Genomic DNA, 18,406 nt, shown 5'->3' with positions numbered 1-18,406 from the left:
ATTATAATTTTCTTAATTTTGAAACGCCATTGGTGATATGATCAATTATTTCATTTAATGGTGTACCTGGACCAAATACCTCATCCACACCTGATTTTTTAAGATCTTTTTTATCTACTTCGGGTATTACCCCGCCTCCAACTACTAGTACGTCTTTGATTCCTTTCTTGTTTAATGCTTGAACTACTCTTGGAAATAATGTTCCATGTGCACCATTAAGTAAACTCATTGCAATTGCATCCACGTCTTCGTCTTCTGCAATTTGTGCAATTCTATCTGGGGTTGCAAATAGACCCGAGTAAATTACTTCCATCCCTGCATCTCTAAATGCTCTACATAATACAAGAGCTCCTCTATCGTGACCATCTAAGCCCAACTTGGCAACTAGGATCTTAACACGTCTTGAAGCAGTCTTTTGTTTCATGTTTTGTGATCATGATTCATTATTTTAAAGGCTTTATTTGATTTTCGTCTTTTTCTGTTATTAGAAATTTAGATAAAGCGCTACAAAAGCACTCTCAGTGTGAAGGTATTTCCTGTAAATTATGTACTTGAATTTGAGCCTATTTTTAAAAATTTTACCTTCATTGGTAAGGAAATAATCACTGTAGAATGCAAAGACTCAGTAAACACAATCATTATGCATTGTGCTGAGATCAAAATAAAATCATGTAGAGTAATCAATAATGATGTCATTCAAAAAGCAGTCACTAAAACAGATGCAAATAAAGAAGAACTTGTAATTACCATTAAAAATAAAATTAAAGGATGTGCTTTTATTGAAATTGAATTCACTGGAGACTTAAACGATAGATTGTTGGGATTCTATAGAAGTCAATACAAACAAAATGGCAAAACAAAATATCTTGCAACAACACAATTTGAGGCAGCTGATGCCAGAAGAGCATTTCCATGTTGGGATGAACCAGAAGCAAAAGCAACCTTTGAAATTTCTATAATTGCTGAAAACAAATTCACTGCAATTTCAAACATGCCAATAATGTCTAAAAAAAGATTAAAGAATAAAACGCTGTACAAATTTGCAAAAACTCCAATAATGTCTACATATCTTATCTATCTTGGTGTTGGTGAATTTGAATATCTTACAGGCAAGATTGGTAAAGTTCAGGTTCGTGTAATTACTACAAAAGGAAACAAGTCTAAAGGAAAATATTCTCTGGAACTTGGAAAAAAATTACTTTCATCATATGAGAAATATTTTGGCATAAAATATCCTCTGCCTAAATTGGATTTGATAGCAATCCCTGATTTTGCAGCAGGCGCGATGGAAAATTGGGGCGCAATTACATTTAGAGAAACAATTCTTCTATATGATCCAAAACGTCTTCCACCAGAACAAAACAATACATTGCAGAAGTCATCTCTCATGAGATTGCACATCAGTGGTTTGGAAATCTAGTCACTATGAAATGGTGGAATGATTTGTGGTTAAATGAAAGCTTTGCAACATTTATGGCAACAAAATTTGTAGACAAGTTTTACCCGGAATGGGATTTATGGAATCAATTCGTTGATGATGCGATGAATAATGCTATGGCGCTAGATTCATTGAAAAATACTCATCCAATTGATGTTAAAGTTAATTCTACATCTGAAATTCGTGAAATATTTGATGCGATTTCTTATGATAAGGGTGGTTGTGTTTTAAGAATGTTAGAACATTATGTTGGTGAATCAAATTTCCAAAAAGGATTAAAAAAATATCTTGCTGGTTTCAAATACAAAAACGCTGAAGGCAAAGATCTTTGGGATGCAATAGGAAAAATTTCTAAAATGCCAGTTCGTTCAATGGTTCAGACATGGTTAAAGCAACCCGGCTTTCCTGTAGTTGAGATAGAAAAACGAGATTCTATATTACATCTTAAACAAAGACGATATGTTTTAGAATCTGATAAAAAATCAACCAAAGGATTGTGGTTCATTCCGCTTTCTATAGGATTGCAAAATGAGTTATTTCAAAAACTGTTTACAAAAAAATCAATGTCAGTAAAACTACCTAAAGACAATATTGGGTTTGTAGCTAATTTTGGAAGAAAAGGATTCTATCGTGTAAAGTATGATGAAGGAACTTTGATAGATCTTAAAATGCTAATAGACCAAAAACAAATTCCTGCAATCGATAGATGGGCAATTCAAAATGATCTGTTTTCTTTATGTGTATCTGGTGATGAAACAGTACGTAACTATCTTGATTTCTCTGATGCATATTATGATGAAGACAGTTATTTGGCAACAGTAAATGTAGCACATAATCTGACCTCTTTGTATTTTAGAGCATTTGATGAAGACTTTTCTGATCAAATTAAAAATTACACTGTAAAATATCTAAAGAAAATCTTGCATGACCTTGGATGGGATCCTAAAAAAACAGATAAACATACAGATGCCTTGATGCGTGGATTTGTAATTTTTACATTAGGTAAACTAAATGATGAAGAAGTTACAATTGAATCTGAAAATCGCTATAAGCAATTCTTGAAAAATCAAAATTCTCTTCCTCCTGATCTAGTTGAGCCTGTATGTTCTGTAATGGCATGGAATGGTAATTCTAAAACACATGCTGAATTAACTCGTCTTTATAGAAATGCAAAAACAACTGAAGAAAAACTACGTTTCCTTGGAGCAATGTGTAGTTTTAAGGATCCGAAATTATTACTCCAATCGCTGAATTTTTCTCAAACCTCTGAGGTTCGCTCCCAAAACATGCAGCTTCCAATTATGAAGGTTGCAGGAAATCCTTATGGTAAAAAAATACTCTGGCCTTGGCTAAAGAATAACTGGCCAAAATTAAGCAAAAAAGTTGGCCGTGGTAATCCACTGTTTAATAGAATTGTTGCAAGTATTTCATCAATTGCTGATGATTCCATGGAAAAAGAGATTCGTCAGTTCTTCAAAAAGAATCCTACTCCAGGAACTGAAAGAACTCAAGAGCAAACTCTGGAAAGAATTAGAATAAACTCTAAATTTTTGCGTAATATGAGAAAAGAATTTTCATAATTAATATGGCAAAAAAAATCATTCCATTGATTTCTATTATAGTAATCACGGTATTGGGTTTATTTTTTATTTTTGATTCTGGTTCTAATCACGACGTTTTAAAATCAACATTTGAAATTGATGCCACTTATTATGATGAAGGATACGTTGAGATTTCATATCTCGATAAAACTTCAAAGACAAATCACGTCGTACTGGAAGTTTTAGGGATGGACAAATCTTTTCAAAAGACTTTATCTGGTTCTAAATTTGTCGAGACAGTTCCCTTTCCAATACTTCCAAAACATGGTTGGCAAGTTCATCCTGTTACATTTTTAATAGATCATCATGACCTTGGTAAAGTTTCTCTAAAAACTGAAATTCACTCATTTGGAGAAGATGCGCCTCCAATTATCTATGGTTCTCCATAAGATCACACACAAGATTTTATTGCAGCTATCAAAAATTATCTTATATTGGATATTTCTGATTTAAAAAAAGGCAAGAGAGGTGCAATTGCCAAAGCGATTAGTATTGTTGAAAACAATCCTTCGGAAGCAAAAAAATTGCTTAAAAAAATATACAAAGAGACTGGTAATGCATCCATCATTGGAATTACTGGACCTGCAGGTGCCGGTAAAAGTTCACTCATTAACAAAACATCTATTGCATTAAAGAAACTTCATACAAACCTGCAATTCTTGCAATAGATCCAACAAGTCATGTAACTGGTGGTGCAATACTTGGAGATAGAGTTAGAATGACTGAATCTACTGATTCTGGAACTTACATCCGTAGTATTGCATCAAGAGGCGCCACTGGCGCAGTTTCAAGATCACTTAGAAATAGTATCAGGGTTTTGGAATATGCCGGATTTAATCCAATTATAATTGAAAGTGTTGGTGCAGGTCAAACTGAAGTTGAAATTTCAAACATTGCAGATGTTACAGTAGTTGTCTTTAATCCAAATACAGGTGATAGCATTCAAACAATAAAAGCTGGTCTGACTGAAATTGGCGATATCTATATTGTTAACAAGAGCGACCTTGATGGAGCCAATCAACTCTTTGATGCAATTCGTGAATATATTGGCTCTACTAATTTGAATCCTATATTTTTGAAGACTTCGGTTAAAAAAACTCTGGAATATCCGAATTTGCCAAGACTCTAAAAGAAATGATGACTACAAAAAATAAACATAAACATGATAAAGATATGGTTAGACTGGAAACTGAATTAAAAGATATTATTTTAAATAATATGAGTGAAAAGATCGAAGTGATGCTAAGTTCTGATAAAACATTCTCAAAATATCTCAAAAAAATACAATCAAAACAGATGGATCCTTTTGAAGCTGCTGATAAAATTACAAAGTCATTGGTAAAGTGAAAAAGATGGTAAAAAAACAAACTAGTAAAAAGTTTCACCAAAGAATTTTGTTACTGATTCTAATTTTCCAGTAAAACGAATCTATCAAAGATCCTCTAAAAAATATGTTAAAGAAGATTCTGGAGTATATCCATATACTCGTGGAATTCACACCGAAATGTTCCGTGAACGATTTTGGACAATGAGGCAGTATTCTGGTTTTGGAGATGCAAAATTAACTAATGAGCGATTCAAGTTCATGCTTGAAAAAGGACAAACTGGACTCAGTATGGCTTTTGATCTTCCAACACAAATAGGACATGATCCTGATTCTACCCCCGCTGAAGGTGAGGTGGGAAAAGTTGGAGTTTCTATTGCTTCACTTAAAGATATGATGATTGCCTTTGATGGAATTCCTTTGGGAAAAGTTAGTTCTTCTATGACAATTAATTCTACTGCGTCAACTTTACTTGCATACTATATTGTTGTAGGTGAATCGCAAGGATTCAAAAGTACTGAATTAAGAGGTACAACACAAAATGATATCTTAAAAGAATACATTGCAAGAAACACATACATCTATCCTCCAAAACCATCAATGAGATTAATTGGTGATATGATTGGATACTGCGCTGAAAAAGTTCCACAATGGTATCCTGTTTCAATTTCTGGATATCATATGAGAGAAGCTGGTTGTACAGCCACACAGGAAATCGCATTTACAATTGCAAATGCAATTGCATATATCCAAACATGCATTGATCGAGGACTAAAAATTGATGACTTTGCACCGAGACTGTCTTTTTTCTTTTGTTGTACTATTGAGTTCTTTGAAGAGGTTGCAAAGTTTAGAGTTGCAAGAAAAGTATATGCAAAAATCCTAAAAGAAAAATTCCATGCAAAAGATCCTCGTTCGTTACAACTAAAATTCCATACCCAGACAAGTGGAGAATCATTAACTGCTCAACAACCTGATAATAACATTGTACGTGTAGCCATACAGACAATGGCTGCAGTAATTGGTGGCACTCAATCACTTCATACCAATTCTAGAGATGAAGCACTGGCATTACCTACGCAAGAATCTGCAAAAATTGCTCTTAGAACACAGCAAATCGTTGCACATGAAAGTGGGGTAACTAAGACTGTTGACCCAATGGCCGGCTCTTACTATCTTGAGGAATTATGTGATCAGATAGAAGAAAATGTTTGGAAGTATCTAAAACAAATTGAAAAAATGGGCGGCTCTATTAAGGCGATTGAAAAAGGCTTCTTCCAGTCAGAAATCAGACAAAATGCATATCGTCTTAAAAAAGAAGCAGATGCTGGAGACCGAGTAATCGTAGGAGTAAACAAATACTCTGAGATAGAAGAAAAACCTCCTGAATTATTAAGAATTGATGATAGAATTGAAATCCAACAAAAGAAAGCACTCAAAGAACTTAGAGCAACTAGAGACAACAAGAAACTCGAAAAAGCATTATCTGCAATGAAGAGTGCAGCTGATACTGATGAAAATCTAATGCCATACATTATTGCCTCTGCAAGAGCATTTGCTACAACTGGCGAAATCAGCAATACGTTTAGAGAAGTGTTTGGCGAGTACCGCCCAAAAGAGGTCTTTTAGATGAAAATTGATCATATTGCAATTGCAGTAAATGATGTAGAAGAATCTGCTAGAATTTACAAAGAAGCGTTAGGAGTTCATGAAGTTGAATTTGAAACAGTAGAAACTGAAGGTGTTAAAGTTGCAATAATTCATCTTGAGAATGGAAGAATTGAATTAATGCAACCAACAAATGATGCTAGTCCAATTAAAAAATTTCTTGATAAAAAAGGACCAGGTCTTCATCATATGGCATTAGAGACTGATAACATTGAAGGCGAGGTTTCAAGAATGGAAGGATGTGGAATTCAATTCCTAGGAAAAATTAGACCTGGTTCTGCTGGAACCAAAGTCACATTCATTCATCCAAAATCACTTAACGGCGTTCTTGCTGAATTATGCTCTCATCCAAATTAATTTTAATTTTTAAATAAATAAAAAAATAAAAAATAAATTTATCAAGAATTACCTGATTCTTGAATTTGTTTTAAGATGTTATTCATGTCCTGTACCATCTTTTTTTGCTCAATGATGTTCTTTGAACTTACAAAGTCTTTTTGAATCTCAGAAAGCTTGTTTTTTAGATTCACAATTTGATCTGACTGTGAAATTGGCTTTAGTTTTTCAGCAGTTATTGATGTTGTCTCAGTTGCAGATGCCTTTACTTTTGTGATGGTTGCTTTGCAGTTATAGCAAGGTGCATTTAGATCATTTTCTACTCTTGGTAGTTTGCCATTTGCATCAAAATATGATTGTGTTTTTTTGTCCGTGAAGTTATGTTTGATATTCAAATCTTTTATGACATTTAGCATTTCAACTTTTGTCATCTTTGCATATTTTGAATATTCCTTCATTGCATCAAAATATGTACCACCATTTTTAAGAACTGTATCTCTAGCATCTTTTGCAAGAGTTATCTTGGCATTGAGATAATCAAATTGATCCCAGTATATTGCTTGATGAGTGGCATTGAATCCTGATACATATTTTGCAAAAGCATTTCTTGGTGTAAATTCTTCATAGGCGTCATTCATTCTAGTCACAGCTTGGTCTAAACTGGCTTGAGCAGCTATTCTTTGTTCATTGATGTGTTTTTGATATTCATTCTCTTTCTGTTCTTTTTCTTTTATGGCTGCAAATTGTTTTCTTGCAATTTCGATGTTCTTTAAGATGTTTTTTGTAATCGGATTGTTTTCCAAGTCATTTCCTTGGATTTTTGTGAACTTTGTGTCTGTTTCAGCATAAGATTGACTCGATGAAATTGAGACTGTAATCATTATGCTAAAAAGCATTACAAATAGTGTTTTTCTAAGCATTGATCTTACAACTATATTTTTAGAATATCTAGTCTACTGAGAATTTCTACTGATGATTGATACTAATTGTTTTAATAGTGATTTAGAAAGTTTTTAAAATTTGAATTTATTCCATCATCTTTAACGTATCTGATGCCGTAATTATTCCGATTATTTTTGATTTTTTTGATACTAGAATACATTTTGAATATCTGATTAATGGAACAAGAATATTTGCTGGTGTATCATAATCCACAATTGGTGGAACTGGTTCCATTGTATCTGCTAATTTTGCATTTTTTAGTTCAGATTCCCCTACATCTGCCAGATGTTTGACAATCCCATCTTCTGATATTACGCCTACAAGTTCAGTTCCATTGAAAATAGGAATCTGACTAATGGATGATTCATGCATTTTTTTAATTGCATCATGTAATGTGTTGGTGGGTTTTAATTTTACAACATCTTTACTGCAGAAATCTCCAGCTTTATGAGATGATGATTTTCCTTCTAAATTTGCAAGACTATCAAAAACTTTTTTTGCAGTGTCATAACTTGGTTGACTTCTACCAGATTCTATTTGATTAATCATTGACGTGCTTACTCCAACCATTGTTGCAAGTTGTTTTTGTGTAATTCCTATCTTTAATCTCATTTGTTTAATGGAATCAATTCTTGGTAGCAATTCGTATTGTTCTATGGGTTACTAGTTTTAAAATGTGTTTTATGTACTTATTTTCTTTTAGATTTGTTTTTTCTTGCTGATTTCTTTACTGGTTTTCTTGCTGATTTCTTTACTGGTTTTCTTGCTGATTTCTTTACTGGTTTTCTTGCTGATTTCTTTACTGGTTTTCTTGACCCATTTCCTTTCTTTGGCTGTTCAATTGCTGCCTGAGCGGCGGCTATTATTGCAATTGGAATTCTATGTGGTGATGCGCTAACATAGCTTAGATTTGCATTATGGCAGAATTTGATTGAATTAGGGTCTCCACCATGCTCTCCACAAATTCCTATCTCTATATCTGGTTTGATGTTTCTGCCAGCTGAGATGCCTATTTTCATTAAACTTCCAACTCCGTTTACATCAATTGATTGGAATGGATTTCTCTCTAGGATCTCTTTATCCATATATTCTGGTAAGAATTTTCCTTCGACATCTTCCCGACTAAAGCTAAATGTTCCTTGTGTAAGATCATTTGTACCGAAACTAAAGAATTCTGCAGTACTGGCAAGTTCATTTGCAGTCAAAGCTGCTCTGACAACTTCAATCATTGTTCCGAAATTAATCTTTAATTTCATATTGTATTTTGATTCCATCTCTTTTTTGATATTATCGTAGATTTTTTTAATATGGTTTAATTCTGCAATACTGCTAATTTGTGGAATCATGATTTGTGGATGAGCGTCAACTTTATTTTTTGCTAATTCTGCTGCCGCTTCAAACACTGCTCTGATTTGCATCTCATAAATTTCTGGATATGTAATTCCTACTCTTACTCCTCTATGTCCCATCATTGGATTAATTTCAGCAAGTTCTTTTGCTCTTTTTAGTAGGATTTTTGCTTTCTCTAACTCTACTATTTCATTTTTCTGTTCTAGTTTGTGGATTTTTTGATTCAACTCTTCTGGATTTGGTAAAAATTCATGCAATGGTGGATCCAATAATCTAATTGTAACTGCATATCCTTCCATCGCTTTTAGTATTTCAATGAAATCACTTTTTTGCAATTCCCCTAGTTTGGTCAAAACTTTTTTTCTTTCTTCAATATTTTCTGCCATGATCATATCTACAAATAATCCAATTCTATCACTTCCGTTGAACATTCTTTCTGTTCTACATAGGCCGATACCCTGACCTCCAAACTCTCTTGCTAATCTAGCTCCTTCTGGAGTGTCTGCGTTTGCTCTGATGCCTAATTGTTTTACTTTTTGCGCCCATTCTAGTATTGTTTTAAAATCGTCCGTAATTTTTGGTTCTGTTGTTGGAATTTCTCCCAAGTAAACTGAACCTGTACTACCGTCAATTGTAATTGCATCTCCTTCATGAACTATTTTATCATCTACGCTGAATTGTTTATTATCATAATCAATTCTCAAATCTGAACAACCGACAATACATGGTTTGCCCATACCTCTTGCCACTACTGCTGCATGGGATGTTTTTCCACCTCTGCTTGTAAGAATCCCTACCGATTCAAAAAATGCTGGAACATCTTCTGGCTTTGTTTCTTCTCTGACTAGAATTACTTTGGCTCCATTTTCACCCATAGCCGTTGCCCTTTTTACATCAAGTACTGCTATCCCGCTAGCTGCTCCTGGTGATGCTGCTATTCCTTTTACCAGTAGTGTGTAATTTTTAATAGATTTTGAATCAATTGTTTTGTGGAGTAGTTGTTCTAATTGCTCGGCATGTAATCTAGTAAGTGCTCTATTTTTATCAATTAATTTTTCATTAACCATATCTACTGAAGTCTTTACCATTCCAACTGCATTCATCTTTGCATTTCTTGTTTGCAATAAATAAAATACACCGCGTTCAATTGTAAACTCTATATCTTGTGGTTCTTTGTAATGTCTTTCTAATCTTTCACATGTCTGCTCTAATTGCTTGTATGATGCTGGCATTTCAATTTTCATTTCATCTACTGGTTTTCCAGTTCTGACCCCTGCCACAACATCTTCTCCCTGCGCATTCACTAAATATTCCCCAAAAAGATGTCTAGTTCCATCTCCTGGGTTTCTTGTAAAAACAACTCCTGTAGCACTATCGTTACCCATATTTCCAAATGCCATTGAAACTACATTTACCGCAGTTCCATCTGCGATGTCTTTTGTAATGTTATTCCTTTCTCTGTATACAATTGCTCGTTCTCCCATCCAACTTCCAAACACTGCTTTTATTGCTAATTCTAATTGCTCAAAAGGATCAGAAGGAAATGGCATCCCTGTATGTTTTTCACAAATCTTTTTGTATTCTGTAACTACTGATTTCAACGATTTTTCATTTAATGCGCTATCTGCCTGGACTGCTTGATTTAATTTTGCATTTTCTAAAACTACATCAAATTTTTTATCATCAACACCAAATACCACTTTGCCAAACAGCTGAACAAATCTTCTGTAAGAATCCCACGCGAATCTTGGGTTGTTGCTCTTCTTTGCTAATCCTTCAACAGTTTCATCATTTAATCCTAAATTCAAAATAGTATCCATCATTCCTGGCATGGATATTGCAGCGCCTGATCTCACTGAAACTAGTAATGGGTTTTCTTTAGAATTCCATTTCTTCCCTGTTCTTTTTTCAATTTTTGTAATGTTCTTTTTTACTTCTGCCATCAATGTTTTTGGCAATTTTTTTCCATTTTGGTAATACTCATTACAGACTTGGGTAGTAATCGTAAATCCTGGAGGTACTGGTAACTTGAGTTGGGTCATTTCACACAGACCCGCTCCTTTTCCACCTAGAAGCTTCTTGTTTTTCCCGTCTCCTTCATCATAAAAGTAAACTTGTTTCATTTTGTCTAGATTATCAAATCAAAATCAGGGGTTTTTAAAGCATTGCCTTGCAGCGGATTTCTAAATTGCCTCTTTGAAACACAAGTCATAGATCGTTTTTTAGGATTTTTAGATTATGGGATTATAATAAAAAAAATGTAAGATAAAAAATATCTTATATTGTTACTTTTTCTTTGTTGCTGATTTTTTTGCTGCTGCTTTTTTCTTTGCTGCCATGATTGACAAGTTATTTTACTTTGATTTCTATATGGTACATCAAACAAATTACACCATATTTACAATATCTGAAAAATATTTTTTTAGAGAAAAAATATCTGATCGATAAAAAGATAAATTGATTCTATTTTATTATCTTTCATGGTAAAACCAATTCCCGATGGATATCATTCTGTTACTCCTACTTTGACTATCCGTGGAGCATCTGATGCAATAGAATTTTACAAAAAAGCATTTGATGCAAAAGAAGTTTATAGATTTCCAGGTCCTGATAGCAAATCCATCATGCATGCTGAAATAAGAATTGGTGATTCTGCCATTATGCTTTGTGACGAAATGCCTGAAATGGGATGTCTGTCCCCTAAATCTACGGGTGGGCCTAGCGGAGCAATTTACTTGTATGTGGATGATGCTGATTCTGTTTTTAGTAAAGCTGTTTCAGTGGGTGCCCAATCTATGTTGCCTCTTATGGATGGATTTTGGGGAGACAGAATTGGGATGTTGGTCGATCCATTTGGTCATAGATGGACTGTTGCTACCAGAAAAAAAGAAATGTCACTTGAGGAGATTCAAAAAGCCGGTGCTGAATTTATGAAAGGTAATCTCAAATAAATTTTAAATTAAATTTGTTTGAAAATTACTTGTAATTGATACAAATTTTCATGAAGTGATATTTTATCTTAAATAATAATTATGATTAGTTATACCGTTATGGCAGTGGCTTATGTTTTGATTAATTGTGATCTTGGGCAAGAAGAGTCTGTCATTGAAAATCTAAAACATATAGATTCTGTCAAAGAAGTTCAAGGTACTTTTGGGGCTTATGATATTCTTGCAAAAATGGAACATGCTGAAAAAGAGAAATTACGTGAAATGATTATTTGGAGTATTAGAAAAATGGAACACATACGATCAACACTTACCCTTGTAGGAATTGAGGGACAAAACTAGAGTATGTCTAAAGCGTATGTCTTACTATCTAACGAATCTGGAACTGAAGATTCCGTTTTATCTTATCTGAATCATATTGAGAGTGTAAAAGAGGCACATGGAACTTTTGGTTCTTATGATATTTTAACAAAACTTGAATCAAGTGACGAGCAAAAAATTCAAAATGACATTTCACACGGAATCAGAAAAATCAAAAAAATTTCTTCCACGTTAACCTTAATGGTAAATGAAAAATTAAGTTTTAAAAAAGTAACAAAAAGTGAAAAAGAGATTTTAGATAAATACATGGCGCAAGCTTTCGTAATTATTCACTGTAGCAGATCACACGAATCATCAATTTTACAGGAATTAGAAAAAATACCTGAAATACTGGAAGCTGACAATCTAATTGGTTCTTTTGAAATAATTTGCAAATTAGCTGCTCCTACTTATAACGAGATTTCTAACATCATTAGTAAAAAAATACGAAAAATTCCAAACATAAAATCCACAATTACTCTAAATGTTGTTGGAAATCAGGGTTTTACTAAATAATTCGTGATAAATCAAATATGGCATTTTATCTTTGGTGTCTGGAGTTGGATTTGAACACTGCCCACATTTTGGACGAATGATCTCAGCATCAAAATCAACCTCTCCAACTGCTTTGTCGCATGTAACACATCTAATTGTTTTAGAGTCGTAGATATTCAAATTCTAACCTCCTGTTACTGTATCAAATAAAGCACATTCACATTCATCACGATTTCCACAATATGGACACACGCAATGACAATGTGGTAATGGTAAGTGGCATTTACTACAATTCGTGTATTGCTCTCTTTTTTCTAGATCTGCTTTTGAGTTCATTTCTACACATCAATCCATCCATTACATGAAATACAAATTTGCATTCTGTCATTATCTTCGTAACTTTTTGAACCTGAATAACATTCACATTTTAAAATCTCATACACGCTCTAATTATGAATCAATAATATTATAATTAATATTTAAAATTCTTTAAAATTGTTTATTTATATCAATATTATTTGTATATTTGTTAATATTTTATACAATCGATAATAAATTCCAATTAAATCAATATCATACATGAAAGACAAAAAAGAACGAGATAAAGAAAAACTAAAAGAAAAAATGGATAAAAACGAAGTAATGGCATTTACTTGATATCATGTTTGGAATCTATCACGATATCTACAAAGATAATCTAGATAGAGAATTTGAAACAATACTGATAAAGCTTTTACACTATGTCTGTCCCGGCAGTTGAAGTTCTAATTAGACACTTACGCGAATATGCTATTATTCGCTAAGACTTTTGGAACCAACTTGGAAAATGTAATTCATTTAAGGCTTTGACTATTATTATCAATATGTAAAAAATAAATGTGAATTAATTAACTCATTATTAAATAACTTAAATTTTGTATTATACTATGATCCTTTATGAAATGATTTATCATTAGTGCCAAAAGATTGACTCACATTTTAAAATTAGATAAAGTTTATCATCATATTCAGATAATTATTTTAAAAATAATACAAGTGTATCTATCGCACTAACTATCCCAATAAAGATATCATATTTCTTATTCTATGGTGTGTAGTAATTAATTTATTCATAATTTTTTATTCAATATCTTGAATGTAAAATACACATAATCTACCCTTAAAATTTATTGAGGATTCCATGTTAAATTAAAATTATTTACATCTTATGATAATCGAAAATCTTCTTTAACACTGTTTAATACGATATGCGTTTCTGTATTTTCAACATTTGCTATGGTTGATAGACTTTTAACAAATTTGCTTAACTCCTCTCTGTTTTTGAACTTGCTTATCACTAAAATATCTGCTGGACCTGTTACATCATATACTGCACATACATTCTCATTTTCTGCAATTTTGCTTTCTATCTCTAACATTTTACCCTTAGTCGTTTTAACTTCTATTATTGCTGTTAGGTCATACCCCAGTATTTGATGATCTAATCGTGCAGTATAGCCTGTGATTATTTTTTTTTTGCTCAAGTTTCTTAATTCTACTAAGCACTGTGACAGTTGATAATCCAATTTTATGTGCAAGCTGTCTAGCTGATAATCTCGCATCAACAAGTAGGTTCTTGATAATTTTTGTATCGGTTTCATCAAATTCCATATTTCATATAATATGAATAAATATTTAAGATTATGCTTAATATCTTAATGAATCTAAAGAAATATCGATATATTCCTTATATTTATCTAAAATAATATCATTATGATGATTATGTTAGTTGCTACCGATCCAATTGTAAAATTTACTGTCCACACATTGAGATATTTGAGGCATTAGAATGTCTATTTCAAAATTAGATGAAAATGATATATTCCTGAAAAAAATTCTTGATGCCCCGTTGGGACAAGTAGTTACAGTACTAGGTGAGAATCTAAATTGTAAAATATGTATAGATTTAATCGAACAAAATACTCCAAAACCTGGTACAAAATTTGAAAGAAAAATTGTTGTATCTGCGGATGGATTGCCAATAATCCGAGCAATAATAAAATTTGATAGAAATCAACTGCCTGATTTAGTTGTTAATGAATTACTTCAGAAACGAAGTCTTGTAGGAACAATTCTTAATAGATATTCTATTTTAAATGACAAAAAAGTAATCTCTGCAAATTTTGATAAGAGTGGGAAAATTTTTTATCGAGTTTATGAGATTCAAAGTCATGGAAAAATATTATTTGAAATCGAAGAAGAAATTAAGTTGGATCATTTAGATCTAATTAGAAAAAAATATTATTTATAAAAACTCTATATGTCTATCTGATAGTTAATTCTTAGTTATTCATTGCTTTTGAAAACTCTTCAATTATTTTTTTCCAGTTTTTTGCTTTGATTATCCCACTTGCTACTAAAATTCCTTCAGAGCCTAATTCTAATGCTTTTGAAACATCTTGGCCTGATACAATACCTGCGCCACAAAGTATCTTTGTATTGTTATTTGCACTATTTACTGCATCAGCAGCTTTGATAATTATCTCTGGTCTTTCATTTGATACTGCTTTTCCTGAACCAATTAGTTCTGGTGGTTCAATTGCAATATAGTCTGGATTAAGTTTTGAGTATTTTTTTGCTTCTGCAACATCTTTTACACAAACTACTGATATCATTTTTAATTCACGTAGCTTCATGACGAGTTTTGAGATATCTTCACTTGAAATTCTATGTTCACTGTGGTTGATCAGTGATCCTGTTACTTTTGATTTTTTTAATAGTTCAGGAATCACATATCCTGTAGTACTACCAACTTTAGAATTGTCTACGTGTTGAGCAAAAATTGGAATTTTGCTATTTGATACTAGGCCAATTAGGTGCTGAGGAGGTGCAATTGCTATTTTTACCTTGTATTTTTTTGAAACTTTTTCTGCAATTTTAACAAACTTTAGTATTTTATCTCCTGAAATCTCTTCATAGTTTTTACAGTTAATTATGAACACTCTTAGATGTGGTCGATGTTATTTTATAATCTATTGTAAGAATTTTTGAGGCTAATTTGTATATTGAATATAATTATTTTTAATTTTTTTCCAATACTTGTTATTTCATTAATTTGCATTTGTAGCTTTTTCATATCTTTTTTTCATAAATAATACTGTCATCATAAGAAAGATTGCTGCGATGTTTGTCCCAATGATAAATACATCTGAAACAACCATTCCATAAATTAGCCACAAAATTGAGCCCCCTGAGATAAATAACATCAAATATTTTGAAACATCTTTGAGGCTCTTAGTTTTGTAACCTTTGATGATTTGGTCTACCCAACCAGATAAAATCAGTATTCCTGCAGCGATTCCCAATATGGTAAGTAAAGTCCCATCAATTTCCATTATTCATCACTAATTCCAGAAAAACTCATCTAATCCTGTTTGTTTCGGTTTTCCTAACATAGTTGAAAAATCCAAATCCATTGAAGATGTAATTTGATCCAATGTGGATTCCATAAATTCCATGTATTTCTTTGAATCTATCTCTTCTTTTTTAGCTAGCTCCACTGGTTTGACTCCCGGTTTGTTTATGATTTTAACATATGATATTTTATCTCCTTTTTTTACCTCTCTGATTGATTCAAGTAATTTGGCAGCCCGAATGTGCTGTGGAACTGTCTTGGTATACTCAGATGGTGCCTTACTAATCATTACATTAAATGTCAAGTCTTGGAGTGGAATCTCCTTTGACTCCACTTTTTTTGCACATGTTGCAATCTTGTTTGTGATAGCTAGTTTTGCTTTTTCAAAGTCTTCTATTGTTTGAACAGTTGATAATACATCTAGTAACTCATAAAATAATTTTCTGATAAACGGCGGTGTATGTGATTTTTTCCCAGTAAGTCCTTTGACATCTACTGTTCCTGATTTAGTTACACCGAGATAATTTTTCTTTCTGTTACTCAGTACGCAGTATCTATACACTTTATCTATCTCTAGATCAACCCCGTGATCCTTTTTTGCCTGTTCTATTACTTTGTGAACTTGTTCATCTGTAGGTTTTTTGATAAATAATGAATCTGTATCGCCATATAGTACCTCGATTCCAATCTCCTCACATTTTTTGATTGTTTCTAAAATGGTGAATCTTCCAATTGCAGTTGTTGCTTCTGCAGCAGGGAGAAAATATAGTGGAAATATCTCCGCACCCATCACCCCATAGCTTGCGTTTAAGATAACTTTGAGTGCTTGACTGACTACTGTGTACTGCTGTCTTTGTTCATCTGTAAGTGTCTCCTTTTTTGAGAGACTCTTGTAGTAATTTACTCTTAAATCTCGTAATGATCCGATGATAATCGCTGTTAACCCATTTCTTTTGGTACATGCCCAATGATTAGTTTGAGGAATAGTATTTTTTTTACATTCGCTATGTGAACACCTTACAGTTTCATATGATATGTTTCTCACTTTGATTATACTTGGATATAGACTTGCAAAATCCATTACTACTACCTCAAAATGAATTCCTTCTTTTGGATCAATTACTAAGCCTCCGCGATATTTCTTATCTTTGATTACTGCATCTGATGCTACTCCTTCTGATCTTCTTTCTAATTCCTCTCTTTTTGGAATTAACGCATTTCTTTGTCTGTGTTCATAATACAGTAGACTACGAATCCATTGCGATACCCCCATTCGAGCAATATCATCTATAGGCATTCTACCAATTCTTGCTATGATTACAAGCAAGTCCATCAAAAGATCTTTGTTGAAACTTGATAGCTCATATGTTAGTAATGCGTCATTGTAACAATAATTTGCAGTTTGATAGAGTGTAAGTTGATCAAAATCTAATCCATAATCAATTTTTTCTTTGTTTAAGAGTGCTTTTGATACACTGTTCAATGAAAAGTCTGTATACTTTTGACTAAAAGCGTAAATCTGAAATGATCTGTTTGATAAAGTTCTATACAAATCAAGATGAACTCCGTGTTTTAATGTTGCAGAATCTTTCATCATGTATAATGGATTATCCTCTTTTTTAATTCCAAGTCTTTCTGCTCTGTTAAACAAATATGGTAAATCAAAATCATCTCCGTTGTATGTTAGTACAAAAGGAAACTCTTCAATTATCTTAAAAGCATCTAAAATCATCTCTTTTTCTTTGTCTGGTTCATAAAATACAATTTTGATATTTTTATCGAGCTCGTTTACGCCTTCTTCAGTCCCCTCAGTTCTTAATACAAAAATTTTATCAAACCCGTCTGTTCCTTTTAGGCCCACAGCGGTAACTTTTTTTTCTGCGATTTTTGGGTCTGGAATTCTTCCAATTTCAGCCTCAACTTCGATATCCACGCTTAATCTTTTGATTCTGGGGATTGGTTGATTCAACAAGTCTGCCCAATCGGAAATTAACTCCTTGAATTCTTTTGGGTCCACCATATTCTCGCTATCTACTTTATCCCACAACAAACTTTTCAGAGCAAGCTTGACTTCGTCTGATATTTCTAAATCATGTGGTTTTATTTTTCCGTCAATTATTTCATAATACTTTCCAACAATTAATGATCTATCATAAAGATAATTTTCATAATATTTGATATCTGACTCCCATGTTTCAATTATGTTTCTGATACTTTTGTCTCCTGCAGTTCCTCCTATTGTTAGTGGGTCAGCTACTATTATTTTTGAAAGAATTACTTCTTCGTCTTTCATTAAATCATGTCTTCTCACTGATTTAATCTCTAAAATGTCGTCTCTCTCTTGTAAAAAGTCAAGCTCATCTGGAGTTAATCTTGAATAACAATATGGTTTGTGTCCTGTTTCATCATTCCATAAAATTAATTTTTGTGATGTAGGTTCATAGAATTTTAAAACCGCGGATCTAGTTATGTTGTCATATGTTGCAGATACTAACATTGATGGTGGCATTGTTGTTATCTTTTCAGTTTCTTTAATGTCCACTTGCATAT

At 32.6% G+C, this 18,406-nt stretch carries 15 protein-coding genes and 4 pseudogenes; 10 read left to right on the top strand and 9 right to left on the bottom strand.

Annotated features, from left to right (window positions below; genetic code table 11):
- Position 1: 1 nt before the first annotated feature.
- The gene (locus tag DSQ20_RS06345) at positions 2 to 424 is read right to left on the bottom strand and encodes a cobalamin B12-binding domain-containing protein (protein WP_007550758.1); all 423 of its coding nucleotides are present in this window, start codon (positions 422 to 424) and stop codon (positions 2 to 4) included.
- A gap of 99 nt (positions 425 to 523) precedes the next feature.
- Here DSQ20_RS06345 and DSQ20_RS10760 point away from each other — a divergent pair.
- From DSQ20_RS10760 to mce, 6 genes and pseudogenes are all read left to right on the top strand, one after another.
- Positions 524 to 1,764, top strand: a pseudogene (locus DSQ20_RS10760) (M1 family metallopeptidase); the annotation flags it as partial.
- Positions 1,765 to 1,794: 30 nt separating this feature from the next.
- On the top strand, positions 1,795 to 3,018 hold the full coding sequence (locus tag DSQ20_RS06340) for an ERAP1-like C-terminal domain-containing protein (protein WP_370464200.1): 1,224 nt from the start codon (positions 1,795 to 1,797) through the stop codon (positions 3,016 to 3,018).
- Between the two features lie 5 nt (positions 3,019 to 3,023).
- A complete protein-coding gene (locus DSQ20_RS06335) occupies positions 3,024 to 3,428 on the top strand; it encodes a hypothetical protein (protein WP_007550756.1) in 405 nt (134 codons plus the stop codon).
- Between the two features lie 42 nt (positions 3,429 to 3,470).
- Positions 3,471 to 4,386, top strand: a pseudogene (meaB, locus tag DSQ20_RS11005) (methylmalonyl Co-A mutase-associated GTPase MeaB).
- A 5-nt stretch (positions 4,387 to 4,391) separates the two neighbouring features.
- A pseudogene (locus tag DSQ20_RS06325) lies at positions 4,392 to 5,992 on the top strand (methylmalonyl-CoA mutase).
- On the top strand, positions 5,993 to 6,388 hold the full coding sequence (gene mce / locus DSQ20_RS06320; protein WP_007550753.1) for a methylmalonyl-CoA epimerase: 396 nt from the start codon (positions 5,993 to 5,995) through the stop codon (positions 6,386 to 6,388).
- 41 nt (positions 6,389 to 6,429) lie between these two features.
- Here the strand turns inward: mce and DSQ20_RS06315 are convergent, their stop codons facing one another.
- From DSQ20_RS06315 to ppdK, 3 genes are all read right to left on the bottom strand, one after another.
- Complete coding sequence (locus tag DSQ20_RS06315; RefSeq protein ID WP_179365004.1) at positions 6,430 to 7,287, bottom strand: hypothetical protein; 858 nt, start codon at positions 7,285 to 7,287, stop codon at positions 6,430 to 6,432.
- Positions 7,288 to 7,393: 106 nt separating this feature from the next.
- Positions 7,394 to 7,951 carry a CBS domain-containing protein gene (locus DSQ20_RS06310; protein ID WP_179365003.1) on the bottom strand — a complete coding sequence of 186 codons (558 nt, stop codon included), beginning with the start codon at positions 7,949 to 7,951 and terminating at the stop codon, positions 7,394 to 7,396.
- A 47-nt stretch (positions 7,952 to 7,998) separates the two neighbouring features.
- Positions 7,999 to 10,782 (bottom strand): pyruvate, phosphate dikinase, encoded by a 2,784-nt coding sequence (gene ppdK / locus DSQ20_RS06305; protein ID WP_179365002.1) that lies wholly within the window; start codon positions 10,780 to 10,782, stop codon positions 7,999 to 8,001.
- Positions 10,783 to 11,139: 357 nt separating this feature from the next.
- Here ppdK and DSQ20_RS06300 point away from each other — a divergent pair, with 357 nt between their 5' ends.
- The 3 genes from DSQ20_RS06300 (at position 11,140) to DSQ20_RS06290 (ending at position 12,483) form a co-directional block, all read left to right on the top strand.
- Positions 11,140 to 11,610 carry a VOC family protein gene (locus DSQ20_RS06300; protein ID WP_179365001.1) on the top strand — a complete coding sequence of 157 codons (471 nt, stop codon included), beginning with the start codon at positions 11,140 to 11,142 and terminating at the stop codon, positions 11,608 to 11,610.
- 99 nt (positions 11,611 to 11,709) lie between these two features.
- The gene (locus DSQ20_RS06295; RefSeq protein ID WP_179365000.1) at positions 11,710 to 11,949 is read left to right on the top strand and encodes an Lrp/AsnC ligand binding domain-containing protein; all 240 of its coding nucleotides are present in this window, start codon (positions 11,710 to 11,712) and stop codon (positions 11,947 to 11,949) included.
- A 3-nt stretch (positions 11,950 to 11,952) separates the two neighbouring features.
- Positions 11,953 to 12,483 carry an Lrp/AsnC ligand binding domain-containing protein gene (locus DSQ20_RS06290; RefSeq protein ID WP_179364999.1) on the top strand — a complete coding sequence of 177 codons (531 nt, stop codon included), beginning with the start codon at positions 11,953 to 11,955 and terminating at the stop codon, positions 12,481 to 12,483.
- Here DSQ20_RS06290 and DSQ20_RS06285 read toward each other — a convergent pair.
- Positions 12,448 to 12,642, bottom strand: coding sequence for a hypothetical protein (locus tag DSQ20_RS06285; RefSeq protein WP_179364998.1), 195 nt, complete (start codon positions 12,640 to 12,642; stop codon positions 12,448 to 12,450). The genes DSQ20_RS06290 and DSQ20_RS06285 overlap by 36 nt on opposite strands.
- Before the next feature lie 1,025 nt (positions 12,643 to 13,667).
- Positions 13,668 to 14,112 (bottom strand): annotated as a pseudogene (locus DSQ20_RS06280) (Lrp/AsnC family transcriptional regulator).
- Positions 14,113 to 14,290: 178 nt separating this feature from the next.
- Between DSQ20_RS06280 and DSQ20_RS06275 the strand changes: the two are divergent.
- The gene (locus DSQ20_RS06275; RefSeq protein WP_179364997.1) at positions 14,291 to 14,752 is read left to right on the top strand and encodes a hypothetical protein; all 462 of its coding nucleotides are present in this window, start codon (positions 14,291 to 14,293) and stop codon (positions 14,750 to 14,752) included.
- A 31-nt stretch (positions 14,753 to 14,783) separates the two neighbouring features.
- Here DSQ20_RS06275 and tpiA read toward each other — a convergent pair whose 3' ends face one another.
- The 3 genes from tpiA to DSQ20_RS06260 form a co-directional block, all read right to left on the bottom strand.
- Positions 14,784 to 15,443, bottom strand: coding sequence for a triose-phosphate isomerase (tpiA, locus tag DSQ20_RS06270; RefSeq protein WP_179364996.1), 660 nt, complete (start codon positions 15,441 to 15,443; stop codon positions 14,784 to 14,786).
- Between the two features lie 108 nt (positions 15,444 to 15,551).
- Positions 15,552 to 15,836 carry a SemiSWEET family sugar transporter gene (locus tag DSQ20_RS06265; RefSeq protein WP_179364995.1) on the bottom strand — a complete coding sequence of 95 codons (285 nt, stop codon included), beginning with the start codon at positions 15,834 to 15,836 and terminating at the stop codon, positions 15,552 to 15,554.
- 9 nt (positions 15,837 to 15,845) lie between these two features.
- Entirely contained in the window at positions 15,846 to 18,404 is a 2,559-nt protein-coding gene (locus DSQ20_RS06260; protein ID WP_179364994.1) for a DNA-directed DNA polymerase I, read from the bottom strand.
- Positions 18,405 to 18,406: the final 2 nt, after the last annotated feature.

It is taken from the genome of Nitrosarchaeum sp. AC2 (assembly GCF_013407385.1).
GTDB classification, from domain to species: Archaea; Thermoproteota; Nitrososphaeria; order Nitrososphaerales; family Nitrosopumilaceae; genus Nitrosarchaeum; species Nitrosarchaeum koreense.
This window is presented reverse-complemented; position numbering and strand designations above follow the sequence as displayed.

What these genes read in the sequence shown, in the direction of transcription:
- DSQ20_RS06315 (WP_179365004.1), bottom strand. Translation starts at nt 7,287, where the DNA reads ATGCTTAGAAAAACACTATTTGTAATGCTTTTTAGCATAATGATTACA.
- DSQ20_RS06275 (WP_179364997.1), top strand. Translation starts at nt 14,291, where the DNA reads ATGTCTATTTCAAAATTAGATGAAAATGATATATTCCTGAAAAAAATT.
- DSQ20_RS06290 (WP_179364999.1), top strand. Translation starts at nt 11,953, where the DNA reads ATGTCTAAAGCGTATGTCTTACTATCTAACGAATCTGGAACTGAAGAT.
- DSQ20_RS06260 (WP_179364994.1), bottom strand. Translation starts at nt 18,404, where the DNA reads ATGCAAGTGGACATTAAAGAAACTGAAAAGATAACAACAATGCCACCA.
- DSQ20_RS06295 (WP_179365000.1), top strand. Translation starts at nt 11,710, where the DNA reads ATGGCAGTGGCTTATGTTTTGATTAATTGTGATCTTGGGCAAGAAGAG.
- DSQ20_RS06265 (WP_179364995.1), bottom strand. Translation starts at nt 15,836, where the DNA reads ATGGAAATTGATGGGACTTTACTTACCATATTGGGAATCGCTGCAGGA.
- ppdK (WP_179365002.1), bottom strand. Translation starts at nt 10,782, where the DNA reads ATGAAACAAGTTTACTTTTATGATGAAGGAGACGGGAAAAACAAGAAG.
- DSQ20_RS06345 (WP_007550758.1), bottom strand. Translation starts at nt 424, where the DNA reads ATGAAACAAAAGACTGCTTCAAGACGTGTTAAGATCCTAGTTGCCAAG.
- DSQ20_RS06340 (WP_370464200.1), top strand. Translation starts at nt 1,795, where the DNA reads ATGCCAGTTCGTTCAATGGTTCAGACATGGTTAAAGCAACCCGGCTTT.
- DSQ20_RS06300 (WP_179365001.1), top strand. Translation starts at nt 11,140, where the DNA reads ATGGTAAAACCAATTCCCGATGGATATCATTCTGTTACTCCTACTTTG.
- mce (WP_007550753.1), top strand. Translation starts at nt 5,993, where the DNA reads ATGAAAATTGATCATATTGCAATTGCAGTAAATGATGTAGAAGAATCT.
- DSQ20_RS06335 (WP_007550756.1), top strand. Translation starts at nt 3,024, where the DNA reads ATGGCAAAAAAAATCATTCCATTGATTTCTATTATAGTAATCACGGTA.